Origin of the sequence: Bacillus sp. GB_SG_008, from assembly GCF_052038115.1 — a bacterium.
GTDB classification, from domain to species: domain Bacteria; phylum Bacillota; class Bacilli; order Bacillales; family Bacillaceae_G; genus Bacillus_A; species Bacillus_A rhizoplanae.
Genome location: NZ_JBPZSK010000004.1, coordinates 142,544 through 162,500, shown reverse-complemented (window position 1 = coordinate 162,500; position 19,957 = coordinate 142,544). Strand labels below are relative to the sequence as shown.

The window sequence follows — 19,957 nt, the reverse complement described above, 5'->3', positions numbered from 1 at the left end:
TCTTTCACTAAAATATAATAGAGTTATAATCTAGTGAAAGGCGGTGAAACATATGAAGATGACAGTTACAGCAAAAATTAAAATCAATCCAACCCATGACCAACTTCTGTCGTTAAAAGAAACTACTTTTGCCTACAAAAAAGGGTGTAATTTCGTATCCCGAATCATCTTTCAAACAAAAAAGTTAAGTCAAAAAATCTTACATGAATCTACATATAATGAGTTGCGTTCTCACTTCGGACTACGTTCTCAAATGGCTCAATCTGTTTTAAAGACTGTCATTGCAAAATACAAATCAGCTAAAAGTAATGGCCATAAATGGTCACTTGTTCAGTTCAAAAAAACTGAATACGACCTTGTATGGAATCGTGATTATTCACTTTCAAAAGACATGTTTTCTGTTAATACACTTCAAGGACGTATCAAAGTACCATTTGATACGAAAGGAATGGAACAGTACTTCGACGGTTCTTGGTCGTTTGGTACGGCAAAATTAGTAAACAAATATAACAATTGGTTTTTGTATATTCCCATGACAAAAGAAATAAATGAAGTGTCTGAACACCATATCAAACAAGTCGTGGGCATTGATTTTGGTATTAACTTTGTTGCTACTTCGTATGATTCAAATGGATTAACCACCTTCTTTAATGGCAAACAAATAAAGCACAAAAGAGCGAAATACAAACACCTTCGAAAACAATTACAAAAGAAACAAACTTCTTCTGCTCGTAGACGATTAAAAGCAATTGGAGATAGAGAAAACCGTTGGATGACAGATGTTAATCATTCTGTCAGTAAGGCACTCGTATCCAAATATGGAGAAAGTACGCTATTTGTAATTGAAGATTTAACAGGAATTCGTAATGCAACAGAAAAAGTGCGAGTGAGAAATAGATACGTTTCTGTTTCTTGGTCGTTCTACCAACTTCGTCAAATGCTTGAATATAAAGCGCTAATGAATAGCTCTAAAGTAATTGCGGTTGACCCGCGATATACTTCACAAACTTGCCCTAAGTGTGGGCATACAAAGAAGGCAAACCGCAACAAGAAAACACATACTTTCTGTTGCAAAAATTGCGATTACACATCCAATGACGATAGAATTGGAGCTATGAATCTTCAGCGAAAAGGAATTGAGTACATCGTTGAAGTAACAAAAGAAGCATGACTTCTCTTGTTGGGTAGCGGTCAATCTGCCCACGTTGTAACACCAATCTAAGGAAGGAGTCGCAAGACGTTTGCACTTCTGGGTAGTTACAAGCTCGTGACTTCAGTCGTGAGTAATTGATACAGGAAAAAGCCTTTCTAATGGCATATAATTGTAAGTAGACCTACATTTCATTTTCAGTATCATCCATGTGCAGCAAATATAAGGGGGATTATGCATGAGAATAGAAGTAGAAAAGTTACTGCAAAACCTTGAAGTATTCGGATTAGAGCATGATTGTACAAAAGAAACGAGGGAAGAAAAGCTGCGCAACGTGTCTAAAGAAATGGGGCAGTTTTTATCTATTTTGGTGAAAATGTGTGAAGCGAAACATATTCTAGAAATTGGAACGTCGAATGGATTTTCTACGTTATGGCTTGCCAATGCTGCAGAGGAAACAAGAGGAACTGTCACAACAGTTGAACTCTCATCGAAACGAGTTACACAAGCAATTGAAAACTTCCAAAAAGCAAACCTCACAAACTATATTCATATCCATAATCAAGAAGCTGGTGCATTTTTATCAGAACAGCTAGACAAGTCATATGATTTTATTTTTTTAGATGCAGAACGAACGCAATATATGTGGTGGTGGGAAGATCTAAAACGTATTTTAATGCCCAAAGGGATTATCATCATTGATAATGCGACTTCGCATGCAGAAGAATTACAGAATTTTTTTGATTTAGTCGAAGAAGAGAAAAACTTTGAAACAGTGTTACTACCTTTTAAAATGGGTGCTTATGTAATGAGGAAAAATAGCTGAAAAGAGTATACAAGAGGAAGGGTTAGCTTTTAAACTAAAGAATCCGACTTAAGCATGGAGGTTTCTCAGCCTTAAGTCTGAGGACAATCAAAAATACAATAGGTATACTTATAATATAAAACAGGGAATGAATGTAATATAAATTGTTTAGAGATATGGTACCCTAACCATAATTATAAGTGTATGCATATAAAGGAGCGATTTTGTTGACGGAATTGCAAAAGAAAGAAACCTTATCAGTAGATTCACAAAATAATATGGAGGTAATCGTAGATACAGTAATTAAAGAGGATGAATTAGTTGCACTAAATAAAGAGGCAGATTTGTATGTACAAAAGTTAAATAGTGAGCATAATGCAGATCTTTCAAAAGTATTGTCACAACTGGCTGATTTAGGAGATAAAGAACAACGCGATGCAGGACAAACATTAACGGCATTAAAACGTCCAGTAACAGCAATGATGAATGGGAAAAATGAGGATATTCCTAACACGTTGCTTGATTTACGTAAAGTTGTATCGGAATTAGATCCGAATTCATTACAAGCAACTGGTATGAAACGAATTATGTTTAAAGTATTTAAGAAAAATCCAATGGAAACGTATGTTCACAAATATCAATCCATTGATAAACAAATCGAAGAAATTATAAAGTCACTATTAGTTGGTCGTGATAATTTAAAAGAAGATAGTGTTGGTTTAGAAATGTTAAAAGAACAGTCTCAAGCAAAGATTTATGCGCTTGATAAACAAGTATATTTAGGTAAGAAACTTGCGGATATGTTGGAAGTGGAGAAACAAAATCCAGAGAGATATAAAGATGTTCCGTTAATTAATGATGCGCTAGAAAAAATTCTTGTACGTACGCGTAACATGCAGCAAGCAAAGAGTGTCTTACTGCAATCTATTGCCTCTGTTGATATTATTAAGAAGAACAATGAAAAATTAACAGAAGCGATTCGAAATGCAATCACAATGACACAAAACGTTGTAACCGTATCTGCCGCTATTCAATTGGCATTAACGAACCAAAGGAAAACAATTGACGCAGTGAATGCAACAAACGAAGCAATTGAATCTATGGTATTAAGTAACTCACAAGCGTTGAAACAAAATACAGAAGAAACGACAAAATTATTAGAAAATCCAGCAATCAGCATGGAGAAACTTCGTGAATCATTCCAAAACGTCTTTGCAGCGATTGAAGCGTCTGAAAAATCATCAGAGCGAATTATCGAATCAAGTAAAATGTTTGTAAAAGAACTAGATTCGTTCAATGATGAAATGAAAAAGAAGCTCATTCAACGTCCAACTAAATAAGCTGCAATAGAGGAGGTGAAATCATGGATTTCTTTCAATTTATTTTGACACTGATAGGTATTGTTCTTTTGTTAGGACTTACTGCAGTAATTTTACTTGTTTACTTTGGAAGAAAGTTTTATTTATCATGGACAAAGCCGTATAAACGAGCGACAGACTCAATAGCACGCTTATCACACAGCACAGTACCATTCTTACGAGAATTTACACAGAATCCGTTGTTTTACCGCTGGATTCGTACAGAAGGAAGCAGTAGCCAAAAAGCATTTACAATTCTTTTTTGCACAGCTAATCAACGCACAAAGCAGCAGGTTTTTTCAATGTTGCCGAGGGAAAAGCAGAAAAAACTACATTACAATGTAAAAACAACAAAGCAAATTACAAGTGAAGATATGGAAATGACAACGATGAAAGTAAAAGAATTTTTGAAACAGGAATCACAACAATTATCGAAACCGAAAGATTTCTCGTTTTACAAGTTATACTTTTATGATCGTTATCCAGACGCATTAAAACATATTGAAATGTACAAACGTTCAGTGAATCCATCATTGCAAAGAAGTATTGATGATGTGACAATCTCTGTTTTACATGCTATTCCGTTTTATCAAGAAAATCGTATGTTTGAACAGCAACATAAACTTGAGACCTTCTTAATGAAAGACTTAGTAGATATGTTGTCACTCATTGCACAAATTCCATCAGCGCAGCGTTCTGAGAAAGAAGAAGAGCTTACTGTTTATCTAAAAGGATTCCAAAAAGAAATGGAAGCAGTAGAACGTAATATTCGTAACGCTGTCGATTATGATTTACAAGTGAAGATGCGTGCAGCGAAAGAGAAATTTAAGAATTAAACAAGCGAGCATTGGTATATCAATGCTCGCTTGTTTAATTTGGGATGGAGATAATAGTTAGTAATTTCACGTACCGTAATAATAATTATAATTACAATTAAAAGAAAAAAGAAAGTAAACAAACCTAAATGTGGGAAGGGGTTACAGTTTGCTCGCTACCGATAATAGTATGTTAACTTCATATGAATAAAGTATACAAAGATGAAAATCAAGATGAAGGAAAAATATACCAAGGATATTTTGTTACTACAAACGAATTATTCATACATATGCTACACAATAAAAGAAATGTAGGGAGTGTCTTTATGCCATTAGTAAAAATCTATTAAAAAAAAGAAATGGAATAGATAAAAAATTGATTGCTTTTACTGTAAGAGAGATACTTAAAGATGTTTTTAAAGTGCCTGCTAATGATGGACCTGTAAAGTTTTTTGAAATAGATGAAAGTAATTGGTTTATGCCTGATGGATGGGAAGAAGAAAAGGTCTTTATTGAGCTTCTAATCTTGCCGGGACGCAAGAAAGAAACAAAAGCTAAATTGCTAAAAGAAATAACAGAACAAGTGTCAAATATATTGAAAATCGACAAGAGTGCCATAATTATAACGCTACACGAACCATCTCTTGATAATTGGGGATTTAAAGGAGGACAGCAAGCTTCTCAAATAGGTGTTACCTTTAAGCTGGATGTTTAATTTCGATACTAAGGCAACTTATTTATTAATTAAGCAGTGATAACTTAAAGAAATCTTGATTACAATGGAAAGTAACCTTTCTACGGAAAAGTAGGATTTTTTTATAATCTTGAGGTGGGAGTTTTACTGCCCGCGAACAGTGAGATAAATTTGCAATGCTTTACCCCTTTAGATTTGATTTTCTAAAGGGGTGTTTTTATACCCCAAAAACTCAGCTATTAAAAGTTAATAAAATATAAATTTGTTTAATTAATAGTAGTTTCAAATTATTTGGGATAATTCCGAATAGACGGTAAATTCGAATGGGATTTGGTATAATTATCTTATAAGCATAATTTGTAAGAGGTGAAATTCGATTATGAGAAATGAAACTTTACATACTATGGATGATATTGTTACTATGTTAGATTCTCTATTAAGATCCCCTAAACCATTTTGGAATAATTTCTATTCTGATCGCGATAAAGAAGTACCTTTCTTTGTTAATGTGCCGGATGAAAATTTAGTTTGCTATTTTGATAGAAATATGATTCATAAAGGAAAAGTGTTGGAATTAGGCTGCGGTCCTGGTCGAAATGCTTTGTATTTAGCAAAAACGGGCTGTGAAGTAGATGCAGTTGATTTATCAGAAGAAGGGATTAAATGGGGAGAAGAAAGAGCGGCTGAGCAAGGGGCATCAGTGCGTTTTATCTGTAAGTCTATCTTTGATTTACAGGTCGAGAACCAATATGATTTCGTATATGATTCTGGCTGTTTACATCATATCCCACCTCACCGGAGAATCCATTATGTTGAGTTAGTGAAGCGAGCATTAAAGCCAAACGGATTTTTCGGTTTAACATGCTTTGCCACGGGAGAATTAGATGAAAAAAATGGTTCGGAAATATCAGATTGGGATGTATATCGAGGGTGGAGTTTGCAGGGAGGAATTGCATATTCAGAAGAAAAACTACGCGATATTTTTCAAGATTTTGAGATCATTGAACTGCGCAAAATGAAAGAAATTAGGCAACCTAATGAAGTATTTGGAGAATCATTTCTTTGGACAGCTCTTTTTAGGAAGAAAGGGTAATTACGATGGAGAGAACAATTTTACTTTTCTTGAGTAATAATGATTTAGAAGAAATTGAAGCGATAAGAAGGAAACGTGACCCTTTATTTGGTTTGATTTCACCTCATATTACGCTAGTATTTCACTTTTGTGAGTGAAGTTCCAAATGAGTGTTTAAAAAAACATATAGAAACAATTGTAGGCAACATGAATTCTTTTCATATTACGTTAAATCCAGTTGTAACTTATTCAGAAGAGTATTTATTTTTACTTATAGAGGAAGGAAAAGAAGATATAATTGAGTTGCATAATAAGTTGTATACAGACTTTCTGCAACCGTTTCTTCACAAAGAAATTCCTTTTCTTCCTCATGTTACTGTAGGAAGAAAAGGTGATAAAGAACAAGCTTTTGACGTTATAAAAAATCTTCATCCACTTCGAGATACCATGCGATTCACTATTGATAAAATTACAGTAGAAAGCATAGGTGAAAACGAGGAATCTATTATAGAGTTTGAAGTACAACTTACAATAAAATAAGGAAATTGTTTTTCGAAATGAGAACCTTCATGGAAGCAGATTTGCTTTATAGGTGATATTATGTATCTTTACTTGATTTTGTACATATAGTATAATAATTCCATAATTTAGATTTCAATGAGAATAAAAAATAAATTAGACGAGGTGCTTTTTGTGAGTGGAGTAGTATCCAAATAGGAAAAATTTAATTAAATAAATCTAATGATGAAGGGTATTTTTTATATCAATTTATACCCTGTATTTGGTCATGGATTTATTTAAGTTACCTATGAAGATACCTACAACACTTTATAAAGCATGTAGCGGTATTTATTATTAAAGACCTAGACCTTTATTTGAAATAGGTCTGTTTAATGATAGATACTTGTTTTTACACTTGTCTTGTAAATGTATGTAAAGCTACGGTATCCCCGTAGCTTTTTTTATTTTCACTTTATAGAAACTCATTGAAATTTTATTATTAGGTATCTTCATACATGATTCAATTATTAAATCATAGTGAGGAGAACAGAAATGAATACAATGACATTTGAAAAATTACAGTATAACGAATTAAAGGAAATTGTAAAATCATATTGTGTAAGTGGATTAGGAAAACAATTATTAGATAAGCTACAACCAAGCTCTAATGTGAAAGTAGTTAAAAATCGATTAAATGAAACGACTGAAGCAAAAGCAATATTAAATACAGAAAGTCACGTTCCATTAGTAGGGATTTCTAATATAGAGAACATAATTGGAAAGCTTGAAAAAGGAATGATTTTGGAACCGGCAGAATTAGTTAACATATCAGATTTTTTAAGAGGATGTAGAAAAATTAAGGGGTTTATGTTAAGTAAAGCATTTTTTGCGCCTGTTTTAAGTTCTTACGCATATTCTATGGCAGAGTTCACAAATATTGAGGAGGAGATTCATTTTTCGATTAAAGGGAATAGCGTTGATTCTGCTGCAAGCAAAGAATTAAAACGAATTCGAAATCAAATTGAAACAACAGAAGGAAAGATTGGAGAGCGATTAAATAAATTTTTAAAAAGTAGTGCAAATAAGGAGTATATTCAAGAATTCTTTATTAGTAAAAAAGATGATCGATACACTGTTCCTATTAAGGCTTCTTATAAAAATCAAGTTGCAGGAACAATTGTAGAGGTTTCTTCTAAAGGTTCAACAGTATTTATGGAACCTGCTATTATTTCAAAATTAAGCGGGGAGTTAGCGAGTTTAAAAGCGGAAGAGGCGATAGAAGAGTATCAAATATTAGCGACTTTATCAGGAATGATTTTTGAGAATGTTAGTGATATAAAAATTAATATTGAGCTTATAAGTCAATATGATATGATTTTCGCGAAAGCTAAATTTAGTAAGAGTATTGATGGTATAGCACCGAAATTAAATAGTCATGGATATATAAAACTAGTTGAATGTAAACATCCTCTTTTACAAGGTGAGATTGTTCCATTAAATTTTGATATTGGAAAAGAATACCGCAGTTTAGTCATTACGGGACCAAATGCTGGAGGGAAAACAATTGTCTTGAAAACAATTGGATTATTAACTTTAGCAACAATGTCAGGGTTTCATATTCATGGTGATAAAGAGACTGAAATTGCCCTTTTTGATTCTATTTTTGTAGATATAGGTGATAATCAAAGTATTGAAAATGCTTTAAGTACTTTTTCTTCACATATGAAAAATATTTCAGAAATTATGAGAATATCTAACAATAATACATTGTTATTATTTGATGAAATTGGTAGTGGTACAGAACCGAATGAAGGTGCCGCACTTGCAATTGCCATTTTAGAAGAATTTTATCATATGGGATGTATGACAGTTGCTACGACTCATTATGGTGAAATTAAACGATTCTCAGAAATTCATGGTGACTTCATGAATGCGGCTATGCAATTTAATAATGAAACATTAGAGCCGATGTATAAGTTAATTATTGGAGAATCTGGAGATAGTAACGCACTTTGGATTTCTAGAAAGATGAATTTAGGGGAACATGTTTTGGAGCGAGCACAGTGTTATATGGAAAATAAAGATTATAGCTTAGAGCTAGTAAAAGAAAATAAAATAAAGAAGCCTGAAGTGAATGTGGTGAAAACGAAAGAAACTTATGAGTATAAGGTTGGAGACAAAATAAAGTTATTAGATCACAATGATTTTGGTATTGTATACAAGAAAAAAGATAGTTTCAATAATATTGTAGTACTATACAAAGAAGAGTTTATTGAGGTGAATTGTAAACGCGTTATTCTGGAATTGAAAGCAGCAGAGTTGTATCCAGAAGGCTATGATTTAAATACGTTGTTTGTAAGTTATAAAGAGAGAAAGCTACAACATGATATAGATCGAGGCTCTAAAAAAGCATTAAGAAACATACAAAAAGAAATGAGAAAAAAGTAAACGAAAATATAATCCAATTGCCAGCAATCCCTCACTTAAACGTTAACACGTTTTGAAGAGAGGGATTGTTTTACATACTAAAAATAGAGTAAATGTAATCTTATTTTGAATAAATACAATAACAGTGCGTTTTTGTTTTTCATATTTAGCTAAATAAATGGTACAATCAATATTTGATATGAAAAATAGTGAAAAGAAGTGATCGATTTGAAAGGTTTTTTAGAATTAGGAATTAGCACAACGTTAAATGATACATTAAGAGAAAACGGAATTGCAGAATCGACTCCGATTCAAGAAAAAGCAATCCCAGTAGTTCTAGCAGGAAAAGATATTATTGGACAAGCAAAAACAGGAACGGGAAAAACATTAGCATTTATTTTGCCGATAATAGAAAAAATAAATCCACAGTCCAGTCATGTACAAGCGTTAATTGTGGCTCCGACACGAGAATTAGCGCTGCAAATCACAAATGAAATTCAAAAAATGATTGTGCATGTAAAGGATATTCATGTGCTTGCTGTTTATGGTGGACAAGATGTTTCACAGCAAATGAAGAAATTAAAAGGAAATACACATATTGTTGTAGCGACACCTGGACGATTATTAGACCATTTACGCCGCGGGACAATGGAGTTATCGCATGTATCTATGCTTGTTTTAGATGAAGCGGATCAAATGTTGCATTTTGGTTTTTTACCAGAGGTAGAAGAAATTATTGAACAAACACCTGTAGAGAGACAAACAATGTTGTTTTCTGCAACGATGGCTAAGCAAATTCAATCTCTTGCAAAGCGCTATATGCGAAAGCCTGAAATTATAAAAATTCAAAGTGCAGAAGTTACAGTAAATAATATTAAACAGCGCGTTGTTGAAACAACAGACAGAGCAAAACAAGATACGCTGCGTCAATTAATGGAACGGGATCAACCATTTTTAGCAGTTATTTTCTGTCGTACGAAACGCAGAGTTACAAAACTGTACGAAGCGTTAAAGGGATACGGTTATAACTGTGATGAACTTCATGGTGATTTATCACAAGCAAAACGTGAACGTGTCATGAAACGTTTTCGAGATGCTGAAAGTCAATATTTAATCGCAACAGATGTAGCAGCAAGAGGACTTGATGTAGAAGGTGTTACTCATGTATTTAACTACGATATCCCAGAAGATGTAGAAAGTTACATTCACCGTATCGGTCGAACAGGTCGTGCTGGCGGAAGTGGACTTGCGATTACATTAGTTGCGCCGAAAGATAAGATGTATTTACAACAAATTGAAAAAGGAATTAACGCATCATTACAACGACAAGTATTAGAGCAGCCTAACGAGCAAGAATCTGTGAAAAAAGAAATAAAATCACAAAAACCAAAAGAAAAGAAACAGTTTAAAGAGAAGAAACAATTTGGACAATCAGGACGTCGTGATAGAAAAGAAGGAACGAAAACAGAAAAATCGCGTTACGGTCAACCAAGCAAGAAGAAACGCAGTGCAAAGCCGGGACAGAAAAATCGCGGAAGATAAGTTGAAGCTATATAAATCATGAAACATGAGTATCCTTACTCTGTAAAACGATAATCTAGCCTTTAATTTTAATGACCCAAATGGAATGTTCCACATTGTATAAGTATTGGTACATCACTCACTATTAGTGGTGTATCTTTTTTTATTCATAAGACCTCTAAATGATCTCATCTTTTACCTCAACAAGTAAAAAAAGTTATATTCTTTTCTCTGTATCATTTCTAAGCTTCTTCAACTAACGGGGCAGGTTAGTGCAAGAAGGATTTTACAAAAGATTGTAGAGTTTTTCCACGATATTTAATTGAACCACTGAATTTAGGAGGGCATTTATGGAGGTTTGGGATATCTACGATAAAAATAGAAATAAAACAAATAAAACTCATGTACGTGGTACTCCGTTAGCGGTTGGTGATTATCATATAGTTGTCCATGTCTGGATAAGGAATAAAAAAGATGACATTCTTCTAACGAAAAGACATCCTGATAAACCTCATCCTAATCTATGGGAATGTTCAGGTGGCTCTATATTAGCAGGCGAAAATAGTCTCGATGGTGCTGTACGAGAGGTGAAAGAAGAAATCGGAATTAACTTGTCTCGTTCTAATGGAAAACTGATAAAGAGCGAACGTAGGGATGTTTACAATGACTTTTATGATGTATGGCTTTTTAACCAAAGCTTTGAAATTACAGAAACCATACTTCAAAAAGATGAAGTGAGCGATATTAAATGGGTAACAAAATCAGAGCTTGAAAGCATGTATAATTCAAATTGTATAGTACCAACTCTTAGTTATTTTAAATTAATCTTTTAGCAAGTCTTTCTTTAACAAATGGGTACCTTTGTTAAAGATGACCTACTGTTGATCTGAAATAAAGTGTGAGAAAAAACACCTTATAAACCCATACATTACGATGAATAAAAAGAATCCATTAAAAAAAGATTGATTAAAATGGATTCTTTTCTAGCAGATTTAAGTTTCGTTTTTATAAAAAAGTTTGATCGTTTTCTATCTTTAATCTTCCACAATAGCGCCCGATTGTGGAAAATCACCAAGCTTCTATTAGCTGGTTAGTTGAAGAAGAATTTGTTCCACAACTCTTAAGCTATGATACTTAAAAGTTAAATTCACCTCCTACAATCCCTTCAAAGCCGTCAATCTCCATCTTTTGAATTCCCTGACCATTGCTGATCCTAAGCCAAACAACTATACCACCTCTAGCAAAATAATTAACATATCATATTCAGGAAAGGTTAGTTAGCTAATAGCATATGTTTTATTGAAAGGGTGTGATTGAATTATGGATCGGCAGAAATGGGGCGTTGGAGGATTAGTATTCGTTGGCTGCATGTTTCTTGGTGGAGGAGTGGGATCTTTATTAGGAAGTTCCCGAATTGGATGGCTGATAGGAATGGGTGTTGGATTTCTTGGGATGGCTTTAACGAGACTGATTAGAAAATAGTAGAACGAGGGTTCTTCTTCCAGTAAATAAGGCAATATGCATTTAAGTAATTACTTACATACTAGCCCTGTAACATGTAGTAATCGTACTCATACAAAGTCACTCTCTAACAGAAAGTGGCTTTTTTTGTTTTCGGCTCTGTTAAATTTCATTGTTGATTTTTAGTCAAATAAAAAGCCGATGTTTTACATAATGGGTTCTCTTTTGGAGTACAAAATTAGAAATCACACAACTTTTGACAACACAAATCACAACATAATAGACCATCAATTGACACAAAGATTCGCTTGAAAGCGGGATTTTTTGCTTACTCAATTTGTAGCTTTGAAATAAAATTTGATCAAAAATACCTCGCAATCCCAAATTTTACGATAAATAAAAAGAATCCATTTTGAAAAAAGATTGATCAAAATAGATTCTTCTCTAGCAGATTTAGGTTTGGTTTTTATAAAAAAGTTTAATCCTTTCTACCTATGTTGTTTCACAATCGCGCCCGATACTTGAATAAGCATTTTACTTATTTTAGCTGGAACATGCTTATTTTCTAATTTATACTTCATCTTTACTATTAATATAAGAATGTCTAAAAAACAAAAATAAAGGTAGAGCTAAAGATAACCCAACTGTAAACAGAGATAAAAGACAAATCCATTTTTCTTTAATGTTATACTTTCGTGATTCATTGAACATAAATATCAAGAAAACAACACATGAGATTAAAAAATCAACTGCAAAAAAGGCTGATATCGTGTTAGTAAATAATAATTCTATTAATAAACCTAAATCAAGTCCATTATCCCTGAGGAAGTGAATAAAAAAATAATACGGAAAAACAGTACCAATTAGCCCTAAAATTAAATATAATTTTTTCACTGGATAATTTCCCCTTTTTTAACAAAGTTACTATTAGATTACCATAACTAATTCTAAGATCGTTCAAAATATATATTATTGAAGATTCCTTTACTAAACAATCTGGCCCGATTGCGGAACAAAAAAGTCCTGCATATCATACAGGACTTTTAATCAAACTTTATTTTAAATCAATACCTACAACATGTTGTAGTAAAATCTCCTATTGTTGTAGTAGTAAATGAGGTTATATGTAGTAATAAAAAATGATAGATAAAGCCGATTATGTCTGCTTTTATCTATCATTTTCTATTACGTCATATAATGTGGAACATTCTATCGGAAGTCAGTAATCTAAAATCTCGATAACACCTTTCGGTATTTTTAACAAAATTGAATAAAGGACTCATGTTTTTTTATGTGCATAAAAAGTTCAGGACATACTAACAGGTGAGGTTCAACTAATGAATTACAAGCATCGCAATCTTTCTGACACCGAATTATCTAAATTGAAACTAAGATAGCACTTACATTGCTATTATGTAAAACAATAAAAATAACGGTGTGAGAGTAGTGCCTTATAGGAGTAATGAAAAGAAACAGCATGATTACAATTGTAAGTTTAAAAATTGTTATTGTTAGGAGGAGAATCGTCATGATTAAGCTTGTACTTCTTCGTCACGGTCAAAGTGTATGGAATTTGGAAAATAGGTTTACTGGATGGATGGACGTTGATATGTCTGCAAAAGGATTACAGGAAGCAAGAGAAGCAGCACAAATTTTAAAGGCGAATGATTATACGTTTGATGTGGCATACACTTCCGTGTTAAAACGAGCAATTAGAACGTTATGGATTATTCTTCATGAGATGGATCTCGCTTGGGTACCTATTTATAAAACATGGCATTTAAATGAAAGGCATTACGGTGCACTGCAAGGTTTAAATAAGGATGAAACGACTAAAAAATATGGGGAAGAACAAGTAAATATATGGCGCAGAAGTACAAATGTAAGACCGCCAGCACTTACGGAAAATGATCCGCGTTATGAAGTTTCAGATCCCAGATATAAATATCTCAAAGAAGGAGAATTTCCTCTTACAGAGTGTCTAGAAGATACAGAAAAACGAGTGCTTAAGTATTGGTATGAAGAAATTGCGCCAGTATTAAAAAGTGGTGAGAAAGTAATTATTTCCTCGCACGGTAATACAATTCGTTCACTTGTAAAATATTTAGATCACTTATCTGATGATGGAGTTGTAACGTTAAATATCCCTACAAGCATTCCGCTTGTGTATGAATTAGATGATAATTTACAACCGATTCGACATTATTATTTGAGCATGGATGGAGAAGTGCCAGAAGGAGAAATTCCGAAGCATATATCACTCTAATATGGACATGCAATAGAAGTTGGTGATTTATATATACGCAAGGAAAAAAAGAAAGAGGGTGTGTAGACACATCCTCTTTCTTTATGGGCGAAATCGTGAAATATGTTGAAACGCTTCTTTGTAATTTGTTATTTCTATTAGTGCTTTCTCTTCTTCACGAATTCGGATTGATAGAACAGCTAAGTTGAGGAAACTAAAAACAACAGCAGTGATATATGCTTGAAATAAAAGTGGAATAAGTAAAATTTCCAAGATTACAATCATATAGTTGGGGTGCCGGATAAATTTATAAGGACCTTTTGTTGTTACAGAAGCGTTTGGTAAAATAATAATCTTGGTGTTCCAATACGAACCGAGAGAAACAATCGTCCAAACGCGAAGGAATTGAGCTAAAAGCAAAAAAGTAAGAAGTATGTACCAAATAGGTGAAAGTTGACGATGAAAGATTGTAACCTCTAAAAAAATTGAAATGAGAAAGAAAGCGTGAAGAAATACAATATATTTATAATGCGCTTTTCCGAACTCTAGTGCTCCTTTTTCTTTCATATATCTTTCATTTCGTTTTGCAATTGCTAACTCTATGAGGCGTTGCATTACAATCAGACTGAAAATAATAAAAAAAATCATTGAATATTCTCCCAGCGTAGAAGAACTAACTCTGAACTAAAACCCGGTCCAAGTGCTCCAATTAACCCCAGTTCATCGCTTTTGTTAACAGTCTGTACATATTTTTGTAACACATACAATACAGTAGCAGACGACATATTTCCATATTCACGTAGTATATCAAAAGAAATCTGCATTTTCCGTGCGTCTATTCCTAGCGCATATTCATAAGCTTCTAGTACTTTTTTTCCGCCAGGATGTACAATGAAATGAGAAAGATCACTAAGCTGAGTATGATTTTTCATTAAAAATTCTTTTACGTTCGGATGAAACCATGTACTAATAATACTTGGGATATCTTTGGAAAAGATAACGTACAATCCTTCATTTCTTACGTCCCATCCCATTACATCTTCACTATCTTTCATAAGAGTAGATTGTGAATCAATATAAGAAGGAAGAATAGAAAGAGAAGACATAGCTGAAATATCCACTTCATCACCTGCTATTAAAGCACATGCTGCACCGTCAGCAAAAAGAGATGTTCCAATTAAGTTGCTTTTGGACAAATCATTGCGCTGAAATGTGAGACTGCATAATTCAACAGCAAGAACAAGGACTTTTGCTTTTGGAAAAGCTTTGCAATATTCAAAAGCTCTTGCTAACCCTGCTGCTCCGCCTGCACACCCAAGTCCCCAAAGAGGAATCCGTTTCGTATGTGAAGAAAAAGGTAAGACATTCATAATTCTCGCATCGATAGTTGGGGTTGCGAGTCCTGTAGAAGAAATATAAAACAATGCTTCAATCTCTTCTAGTTTCATATTTTGCTTCAAAAATGTTTTATTGGTTACGCAGTTTTCGATTGCTTGAGCACCGAGTTTAATGGAGCACTCTATATACGCATTATTTTTTTCCTCAAATGTATGATCATTTTCAAACCAAGATAGCTCTTTTGCGATATGACGTTTTTCTATTTGTCCGTTTTCAAATACTTGTAGTAAACGTTTTATATCTTTAAAAGCATCTCCAAATAAATCTTTTGCAAAGTGGACGACTGTTCTTTGATCGATTATGTGAGGAGGTGGACAAATTCCAACTGATATAATTTTAGGCATAGCATCTACTCCATTTTTAATCATATAGATTATACAGTGCACATTTTTATGTGGAAGTATTCAAGAAATGAAAATAGATGATATATCAATTGAAAGTGGTACAATACTTATATAGAACTGTTTATTGTTTCAAAGTAAGAAGAAGCAGACAAAATAAGAATTTCATTTTACCATGAGTAGAAAGAGGCGAGGTATATGTATACCAATCTAGAGGAATTAATTAAGCACCCTGTATTCCATCATTTTGCAGAAATTTCAAAGATTCCAAGAGGGTCTGGTAACGAGAAAGAGATTAGTGATTATTTAGTAAAGTTTGCACAAGATAGAAATTTAGAAGTTGTGCAGGACAATGCGTTAAATGTCATTATGAAAAAACCGGCAACACCTGGATATGAGAATGTGCCAACAATTATTATTCAAGGTCACATGGATATGGTATGTGAGAAGAATCAATCGACTGTTCATGATTTTGAGAAAGATCCAATTCAATTACGAATTGTCGAGGATATGCTGTATGCGAATCATACAACGTTAGGGGCAGATAATGGGATTGCTGTTGCATATGCTTTAGCTTTATTAGATGCAACAGATATTCCGCATCCTGCTCTTGAAGTAGTCATTACGACAGAAGAAGAAACAACGATGGGTGGCGCTTTTGCGGTTGATCCTAAGCATTTTAGCGGTAGAATCTTTATTAACCTTGATTCAGAAGAAGATCATAAATTGTTAGTAAGCAGTGCGGGCGGTGCAAAAGCAGTTGAAACAATTCCCGTTGTTTGGGAAGAAACTCCAGCTCATGCGTTACCTTATCGCCTTTTTGTTGGTGGATTAAAAGGTGGACATTCTGGCATGGAAATTGATAAAGAAAGAGGAAATGCCAATAAAATTTTAGGTAGAGTTCTATACGATTTATCGAATGAATTTGCATTTTCGATGAGTGACGTCCATGGTGGATTAAAAACAAATGCAATCCCGCGTGAAAGTGCAGCAACGATTTTACTTTCTGCAAATGATGCGCAAAAAGTAGAAGAGAAAGTAGAGCAGTGGACAGGCATTTTACAAGAGGAACTACGTGCTGTAGACCCAGATGTGTATGTTTCACTTACGAAGTTAGAAGAAACAGTTGAGAAGGTATTCGCACAAAAAACGCAAAAACAGCTTATTTCTTCATTATTTTTAATCCCTAATGGTATTCAAAGTATGAGTATGGATATAAAAGGACTAGTGGAAAGTTCTACAAACTTAGGTGTTGTTGAAACGTTACATAATGAAATTAAATTAAGAAACGAAGTAAGAAGTTCTGTAAAAAGCTTAAAACAACATATTGTAAATGAAATTAAGCATATTGCAGAATTAGTAGAAGCTCAGTTTGAAAAAGAATCTGAGTACCCAGAGTGGCCATATAATCCAAATTCTTCAATTCGCAGCTTATTTGAAAAAGTGCATAAAGAAAAGTATGGTACAGATGCAGAGATTTTTGCAGTTCATGCGGGAATCGAGTGCGGCGTATTTATTGAAAAAATCCCAGGACTAGATGCAATTTCACTTGGACCAGATATGTTTCATGTGCATACACCAGATGAGCATGTAAGTATTCCTTCTGTTTTGAATAACTGGGAGTATTTTATTGAGGTATTGCGGGAGACGAAGTCTTTGGTTTAAATATGTTTGAGATGAAAAGAGATGCTTATATTTTTAGAGCATCTCTTTTTGTTTAGTTTATTAAGTCAGTTGACGACAATATTTAAATTACTACTAAAGTTGGAGAAAATTTAGTCAATATGTAGCAAGTATCTATAATTGAAAAAATGTAAAATGAATTTAAGAATCAAAATGTTAGAAGGGAGAGAGAAACTAATTGAGTAGAGAAAATAATAAAAGGCTTGTGGTAATCACTGGAGTAACGCAAGGTTTAGGTCGGTCATTAATTGACCGTTTTTCTGAACTAGGTTGGTTGATTGTTGGATGTGGCCGTTCTCAAAGCAAGATAGAACAAATTAGGAGTCAATTTGACGACAAATATGATTTTCAATCCGTTGATGTTTCGGACGATAAGGCTGTTAGAGCTTGGGGAGAATATATTCTTCAGCGATACGGTGCACCAGATTTACTTATTAATAATGCTTCTATCGTTAATAAAAATGCAACGCTTTGGACTATTTCTTCGGAAGAATTTGCAAATGTTATGAATATCAATGTGAATGGTGTAGTCAATGTGATACGGTCATTTGTTCCAGCTATGATTCATAATAAACGAGGTGTCATTATCAACATTAGCTCTAGTTGGGGAAGGTCTGGCGAAGCTAAACTTGCACCGTACTGTGCTTCCAAGTTTGCTATTGAGGGTTTGACTCAATCAATGGCATTAGAATTACCAAAAGAAATGGCAGTAGTTTCAATGGATCCGGGTGGTAGCATCGATACTCCGATGCTGCATTCGTGTGCACCAGAATATATATCAAATTCCCCAACACCTGAAGCTTGGTCGCATGTCGCTGTACCATACATGCTTAGTATCACATCCAAAGACAATGGAAAATCACTTACTTGTCCAAAGGTTTCTTAAAGTATCATATCTGATAGATACGAATATACACTTTGGTTTGGTGGTGAAATTTTTGTAAAAGGAGGTTCCATGTAAAATGGGAGACTGCTGCGGTGCTTTGAAAAGTGTAACGAGCGATGTTGTTTGTCCTTTATGCAAAACGAAGGGAAAACAAGTTAGATTGATTACATTAAAAAGCTTGCTGAATGCTAATGCTTTAGCTCAATTGGAGTCAGATAAAACATACTATTTTTGTTCAGAGCAAGAATGTGATGTAGTGTACTTTAATGAAGAACAACAAGTATTTATTAAAAACGATCTTAAGGTTCCTGTTTTTCAAAAAGATATAGAGGAAGACGTGCCTGCTTGTTACTGTTTTAATTGGACACGATCACGTATTCGTGAAGAAATAAAACAAACCGGAAAGAGCCAAGCGGTACAAGAGATATCAATGCATATTAAAGCAAACCGTTGTGGATGTGAGGTAAATAATCCTCAAGGTTCTTGTTGTTTAGGAAACGTATCTGCGTTTATAAAGCAAGTCGAAAAATAATATTATTAACTTCCGCTACTATCAATTATGTGAGTGAAGCAAAAATAGCTAGAGCTCGTAGTAGGTATCTACTAGAACCCTAGCTATTTTTATTTATCTCGCATGAACGGGCAGTAAGACCCCCACCTCAATATTCAGAGAAAAGCGAAGAAGATAGGTGGGGGATCATAGTTTGTAAAAGCCCGATTGGTTTAACCATCAGTGGGGGATGAAAAAAACCACTGATGGAAGCTTCACTTTATTCAGAATCGATAAGATTAACAGCCCTAATTTTAATGTCGGGTTGTTGAGCTAATATTTGTTGTTTTGCTTCTTCTATATCACTCGCTTGTACTTTTCTGTAATACACAACTCCTTTAGGACATTGATATTCAACATTATAGTCTTTCTGTTTAGAGTTCATTTTTATTCCTCTTTAACATGATGTAAATTTTTAAGGGAGTATCTCTTTTGATATTTTAGATATATTCATTAAAAATTTCCTCTTATAATATTTTTACTTATGAAAAGGTCAAAATAAACATTATTTCTTTGATCCACTCATTGCATACAAATAAAAAATATAATCAGTTGAAGTCCCTGTAAAACCTAACTGTCTTAACATAGCTGTTATATTTCCACGATGATATGTTCCATGATTCACAACATGCTGTATCAATTCAAAAACAGTCGTTTCTAGCCGCCCAAAGTGAGGGTGTTCAGGAGAAACGACTGCATCTAAATTTTCTTGACGAGCGAAAAATGTTTGATAGTCTTCGAAAGAATTCAAAAATAACTGCTCCATTTCTTCCATGCTTGTTCCTTTTATTTTTTCTGAAAGATGTATTGCTGATGTCTTCACTTCATCAAAAGGTTTGCCTAATAAAGTACCTAACCAAATTGTATCAGTGATATACATATGCATAAATGTTTGTGAAATAGAGGGAAATACACTTTGTACTTCTGTTGACCAAACGTCTGTTGGCAATGTTTTTAAGTGTGCAAAGATTCTTTTATTTGCCCATACATGATATTCATATGCTTGTAATGCTGGATGCTTCATTAAAAATTCCTCCGATTTCATTTGAT

19 protein-coding genes and 1 pseudogene are annotated in these 19,957 nt (G+C 33.6%); 15 read left to right on the top strand and 5 right to left on the bottom strand.

Annotated features, from left to right (window positions below; all coding sequences use genetic code 11):
* Positions 1 to 52: 52 nt before the first annotated feature.
* The 11 genes and pseudogenes from ACTDJC_RS12300 to ACTDJC_RS12250 all read left to right on the top strand — a co-directional run bounded on the left by ACTDJC_RS12300 (position 53) and on the right by ACTDJC_RS12250 (position 11,825).
* On the top strand, positions 53 to 1,171 hold the full coding sequence (locus tag ACTDJC_RS12300; protein WP_440603562.1) for an RNA-guided endonuclease InsQ/TnpB family protein: 1,119 nt from the start codon (positions 53 to 55) through the stop codon (positions 1,169 to 1,171).
* Positions 1,172 to 1,388: 217 nt separating this feature from the next.
* Complete coding sequence (locus tag ACTDJC_RS12295) at positions 1,389 to 1,976, top strand: O-methyltransferase (RefSeq protein WP_440603561.1); 588 nt, start codon at positions 1,389 to 1,391, stop codon at positions 1,974 to 1,976.
* Between the two features lie 206 nt (positions 1,977 to 2,182).
* A complete protein-coding gene (locus ACTDJC_RS12290) occupies positions 2,183 to 3,295 on the top strand; it encodes a toxic anion resistance protein (RefSeq protein ID WP_098307384.1) in 1,113 nt (370 codons plus the stop codon).
* A 23-nt stretch (positions 3,296 to 3,318) separates the two neighbouring features.
* The gene (locus ACTDJC_RS12285) at positions 3,319 to 4,149 is read left to right on the top strand and encodes a DUF3974 domain-containing protein (protein ID WP_098307386.1); all 831 of its coding nucleotides are present in this window, start codon (positions 3,319 to 3,321) and stop codon (positions 4,147 to 4,149) included.
* A gap of 355 nt (positions 4,150 to 4,504) precedes the next feature.
* On the top strand, positions 4,505 to 4,843 hold the full coding sequence (locus ACTDJC_RS12280; protein ID WP_440603560.1) for a tautomerase family protein: 339 nt from the start codon (positions 4,505 to 4,507) through the stop codon (positions 4,841 to 4,843).
* A gap of 358 nt (positions 4,844 to 5,201) precedes the next feature.
* A complete protein-coding gene (locus tag ACTDJC_RS12275) occupies positions 5,202 to 5,915 on the top strand; it encodes a class I SAM-dependent methyltransferase (RefSeq protein ID WP_098307390.1) in 714 nt (237 codons plus the stop codon).
* A 5-nt stretch (positions 5,916 to 5,920) separates the two neighbouring features.
* A pseudogene (locus ACTDJC_RS12270) lies at positions 5,921 to 6,434 on the top strand (2'-5' RNA ligase family protein).
* 513 nt (positions 6,435 to 6,947) lie between these two features.
* A complete protein-coding gene (locus ACTDJC_RS12265; protein WP_098307394.1) occupies positions 6,948 to 8,843 on the top strand; it encodes an endonuclease MutS2 in 1,896 nt (631 codons plus the stop codon).
* Positions 8,844 to 9,041: 198 nt separating this feature from the next.
* Positions 9,042 to 10,364: a DEAD/DEAH box helicase gene (locus ACTDJC_RS12260; RefSeq protein WP_253629471.1), complete on the top strand. Its 1,323-nt coding sequence runs from the start codon at positions 9,042 to 9,044 to the stop codon at positions 10,362 to 10,364.
* 329 nt (positions 10,365 to 10,693) lie between these two features.
* A complete protein-coding gene (locus ACTDJC_RS12255) occupies positions 10,694 to 11,176 on the top strand; it encodes an NUDIX hydrolase (RefSeq protein ID WP_098307400.1) in 483 nt (160 codons plus the stop codon).
* A 487-nt stretch (positions 11,177 to 11,663) separates the two neighbouring features.
* Entirely contained in the window at positions 11,664 to 11,825 is a 162-nt protein-coding gene (locus ACTDJC_RS12250) for a hypothetical protein (RefSeq protein ID WP_440603559.1), read from the top strand.
* Positions 11,826 to 12,374: 549 nt separating this feature from the next.
* Here the strand turns inward: ACTDJC_RS12250 and ACTDJC_RS12245 are convergent.
* Positions 12,375 to 12,698, bottom strand: coding sequence for a DUF2834 domain-containing protein (locus tag ACTDJC_RS12245; protein WP_440603558.1), 324 nt, complete (start codon positions 12,696 to 12,698; stop codon positions 12,375 to 12,377).
* 634 nt (positions 12,699 to 13,332) lie between these two features.
* On the opposite strand from ACTDJC_RS12245, the gene gpmA reads away from it, so the two are divergent.
* Positions 13,333 to 14,070, top strand: a complete 738-nt coding sequence (gene gpmA / locus ACTDJC_RS12240) for a 2,3-diphosphoglycerate-dependent phosphoglycerate mutase (RefSeq protein WP_098307404.1) — start codon at positions 13,333 to 13,335, stop codon at positions 14,068 to 14,070.
* Between the two features lie 81 nt (positions 14,071 to 14,151).
* Here the strand turns inward: gpmA and ACTDJC_RS12235 are convergent, their stop codons facing one another.
* Both ACTDJC_RS12235 and ACTDJC_RS12230 read right to left on the bottom strand, forming a co-directional pair.
* Positions 14,152 to 14,697 (bottom strand): isoprenylcysteine carboxyl methyltransferase family protein, encoded by a 546-nt coding sequence (locus ACTDJC_RS12235; protein WP_098307406.1) that lies wholly within the window; start codon positions 14,695 to 14,697, stop codon positions 14,152 to 14,154.
* Positions 14,694 to 15,791, bottom strand: coding sequence for a type III polyketide synthase (locus tag ACTDJC_RS12230; protein ID WP_440603557.1), 1,098 nt, complete (start codon positions 15,789 to 15,791; stop codon positions 14,694 to 14,696). The genes ACTDJC_RS12235 and ACTDJC_RS12230 overlap by 4 nt, the downstream gene beginning before the upstream one ends.
* Positions 15,792 to 15,986: 195 nt before the next feature.
* Here ACTDJC_RS12230 and ACTDJC_RS12225 point away from each other — a divergent pair, with 195 nt between their 5' ends.
* From ACTDJC_RS12225 to ACTDJC_RS12215, 3 genes are all read left to right on the top strand, one after another.
* The gene (locus tag ACTDJC_RS12225; protein ID WP_440603556.1) at positions 15,987 to 17,453 is read left to right on the top strand and encodes an aminoacyl-histidine dipeptidase; all 1,467 of its coding nucleotides are present in this window, start codon (positions 15,987 to 15,989) and stop codon (positions 17,451 to 17,453) included.
* Positions 17,454 to 17,649: 196 nt separating this feature from the next.
* Positions 17,650 to 18,357: an SDR family oxidoreductase gene (locus tag ACTDJC_RS12220; protein ID WP_440603555.1), complete on the top strand. Its 708-nt coding sequence runs from the start codon at positions 17,650 to 17,652 to the stop codon at positions 18,355 to 18,357.
* Positions 18,358 to 18,433: 76 nt separating this feature from the next.
* The gene (locus ACTDJC_RS12215; RefSeq protein ID WP_440603554.1) at positions 18,434 to 18,889 is read left to right on the top strand and encodes a putative iron-sulfur cluster-binding metallochaperone; all 456 of its coding nucleotides are present in this window, start codon (positions 18,434 to 18,436) and stop codon (positions 18,887 to 18,889) included.
* 238 nt (positions 18,890 to 19,127) lie between these two features.
* On the opposite strand, the gene ACTDJC_RS12210 is transcribed toward ACTDJC_RS12215, so the two are convergent.
* Positions 19,128 to 19,292: a hypothetical protein gene (locus tag ACTDJC_RS12210; protein ID WP_440603553.1), complete on the bottom strand. Its 165-nt coding sequence runs from the start codon at positions 19,290 to 19,292 to the stop codon at positions 19,128 to 19,130.
* Between the two features lie 120 nt (positions 19,293 to 19,412).
* Positions 19,413 to 19,931: a DinB family protein gene (locus tag ACTDJC_RS12205; protein ID WP_440603552.1), complete on the bottom strand. Its 519-nt coding sequence runs from the start codon at positions 19,929 to 19,931 to the stop codon at positions 19,413 to 19,415.
* Positions 19,932 to 19,957: the final 26 nt, after the last annotated feature.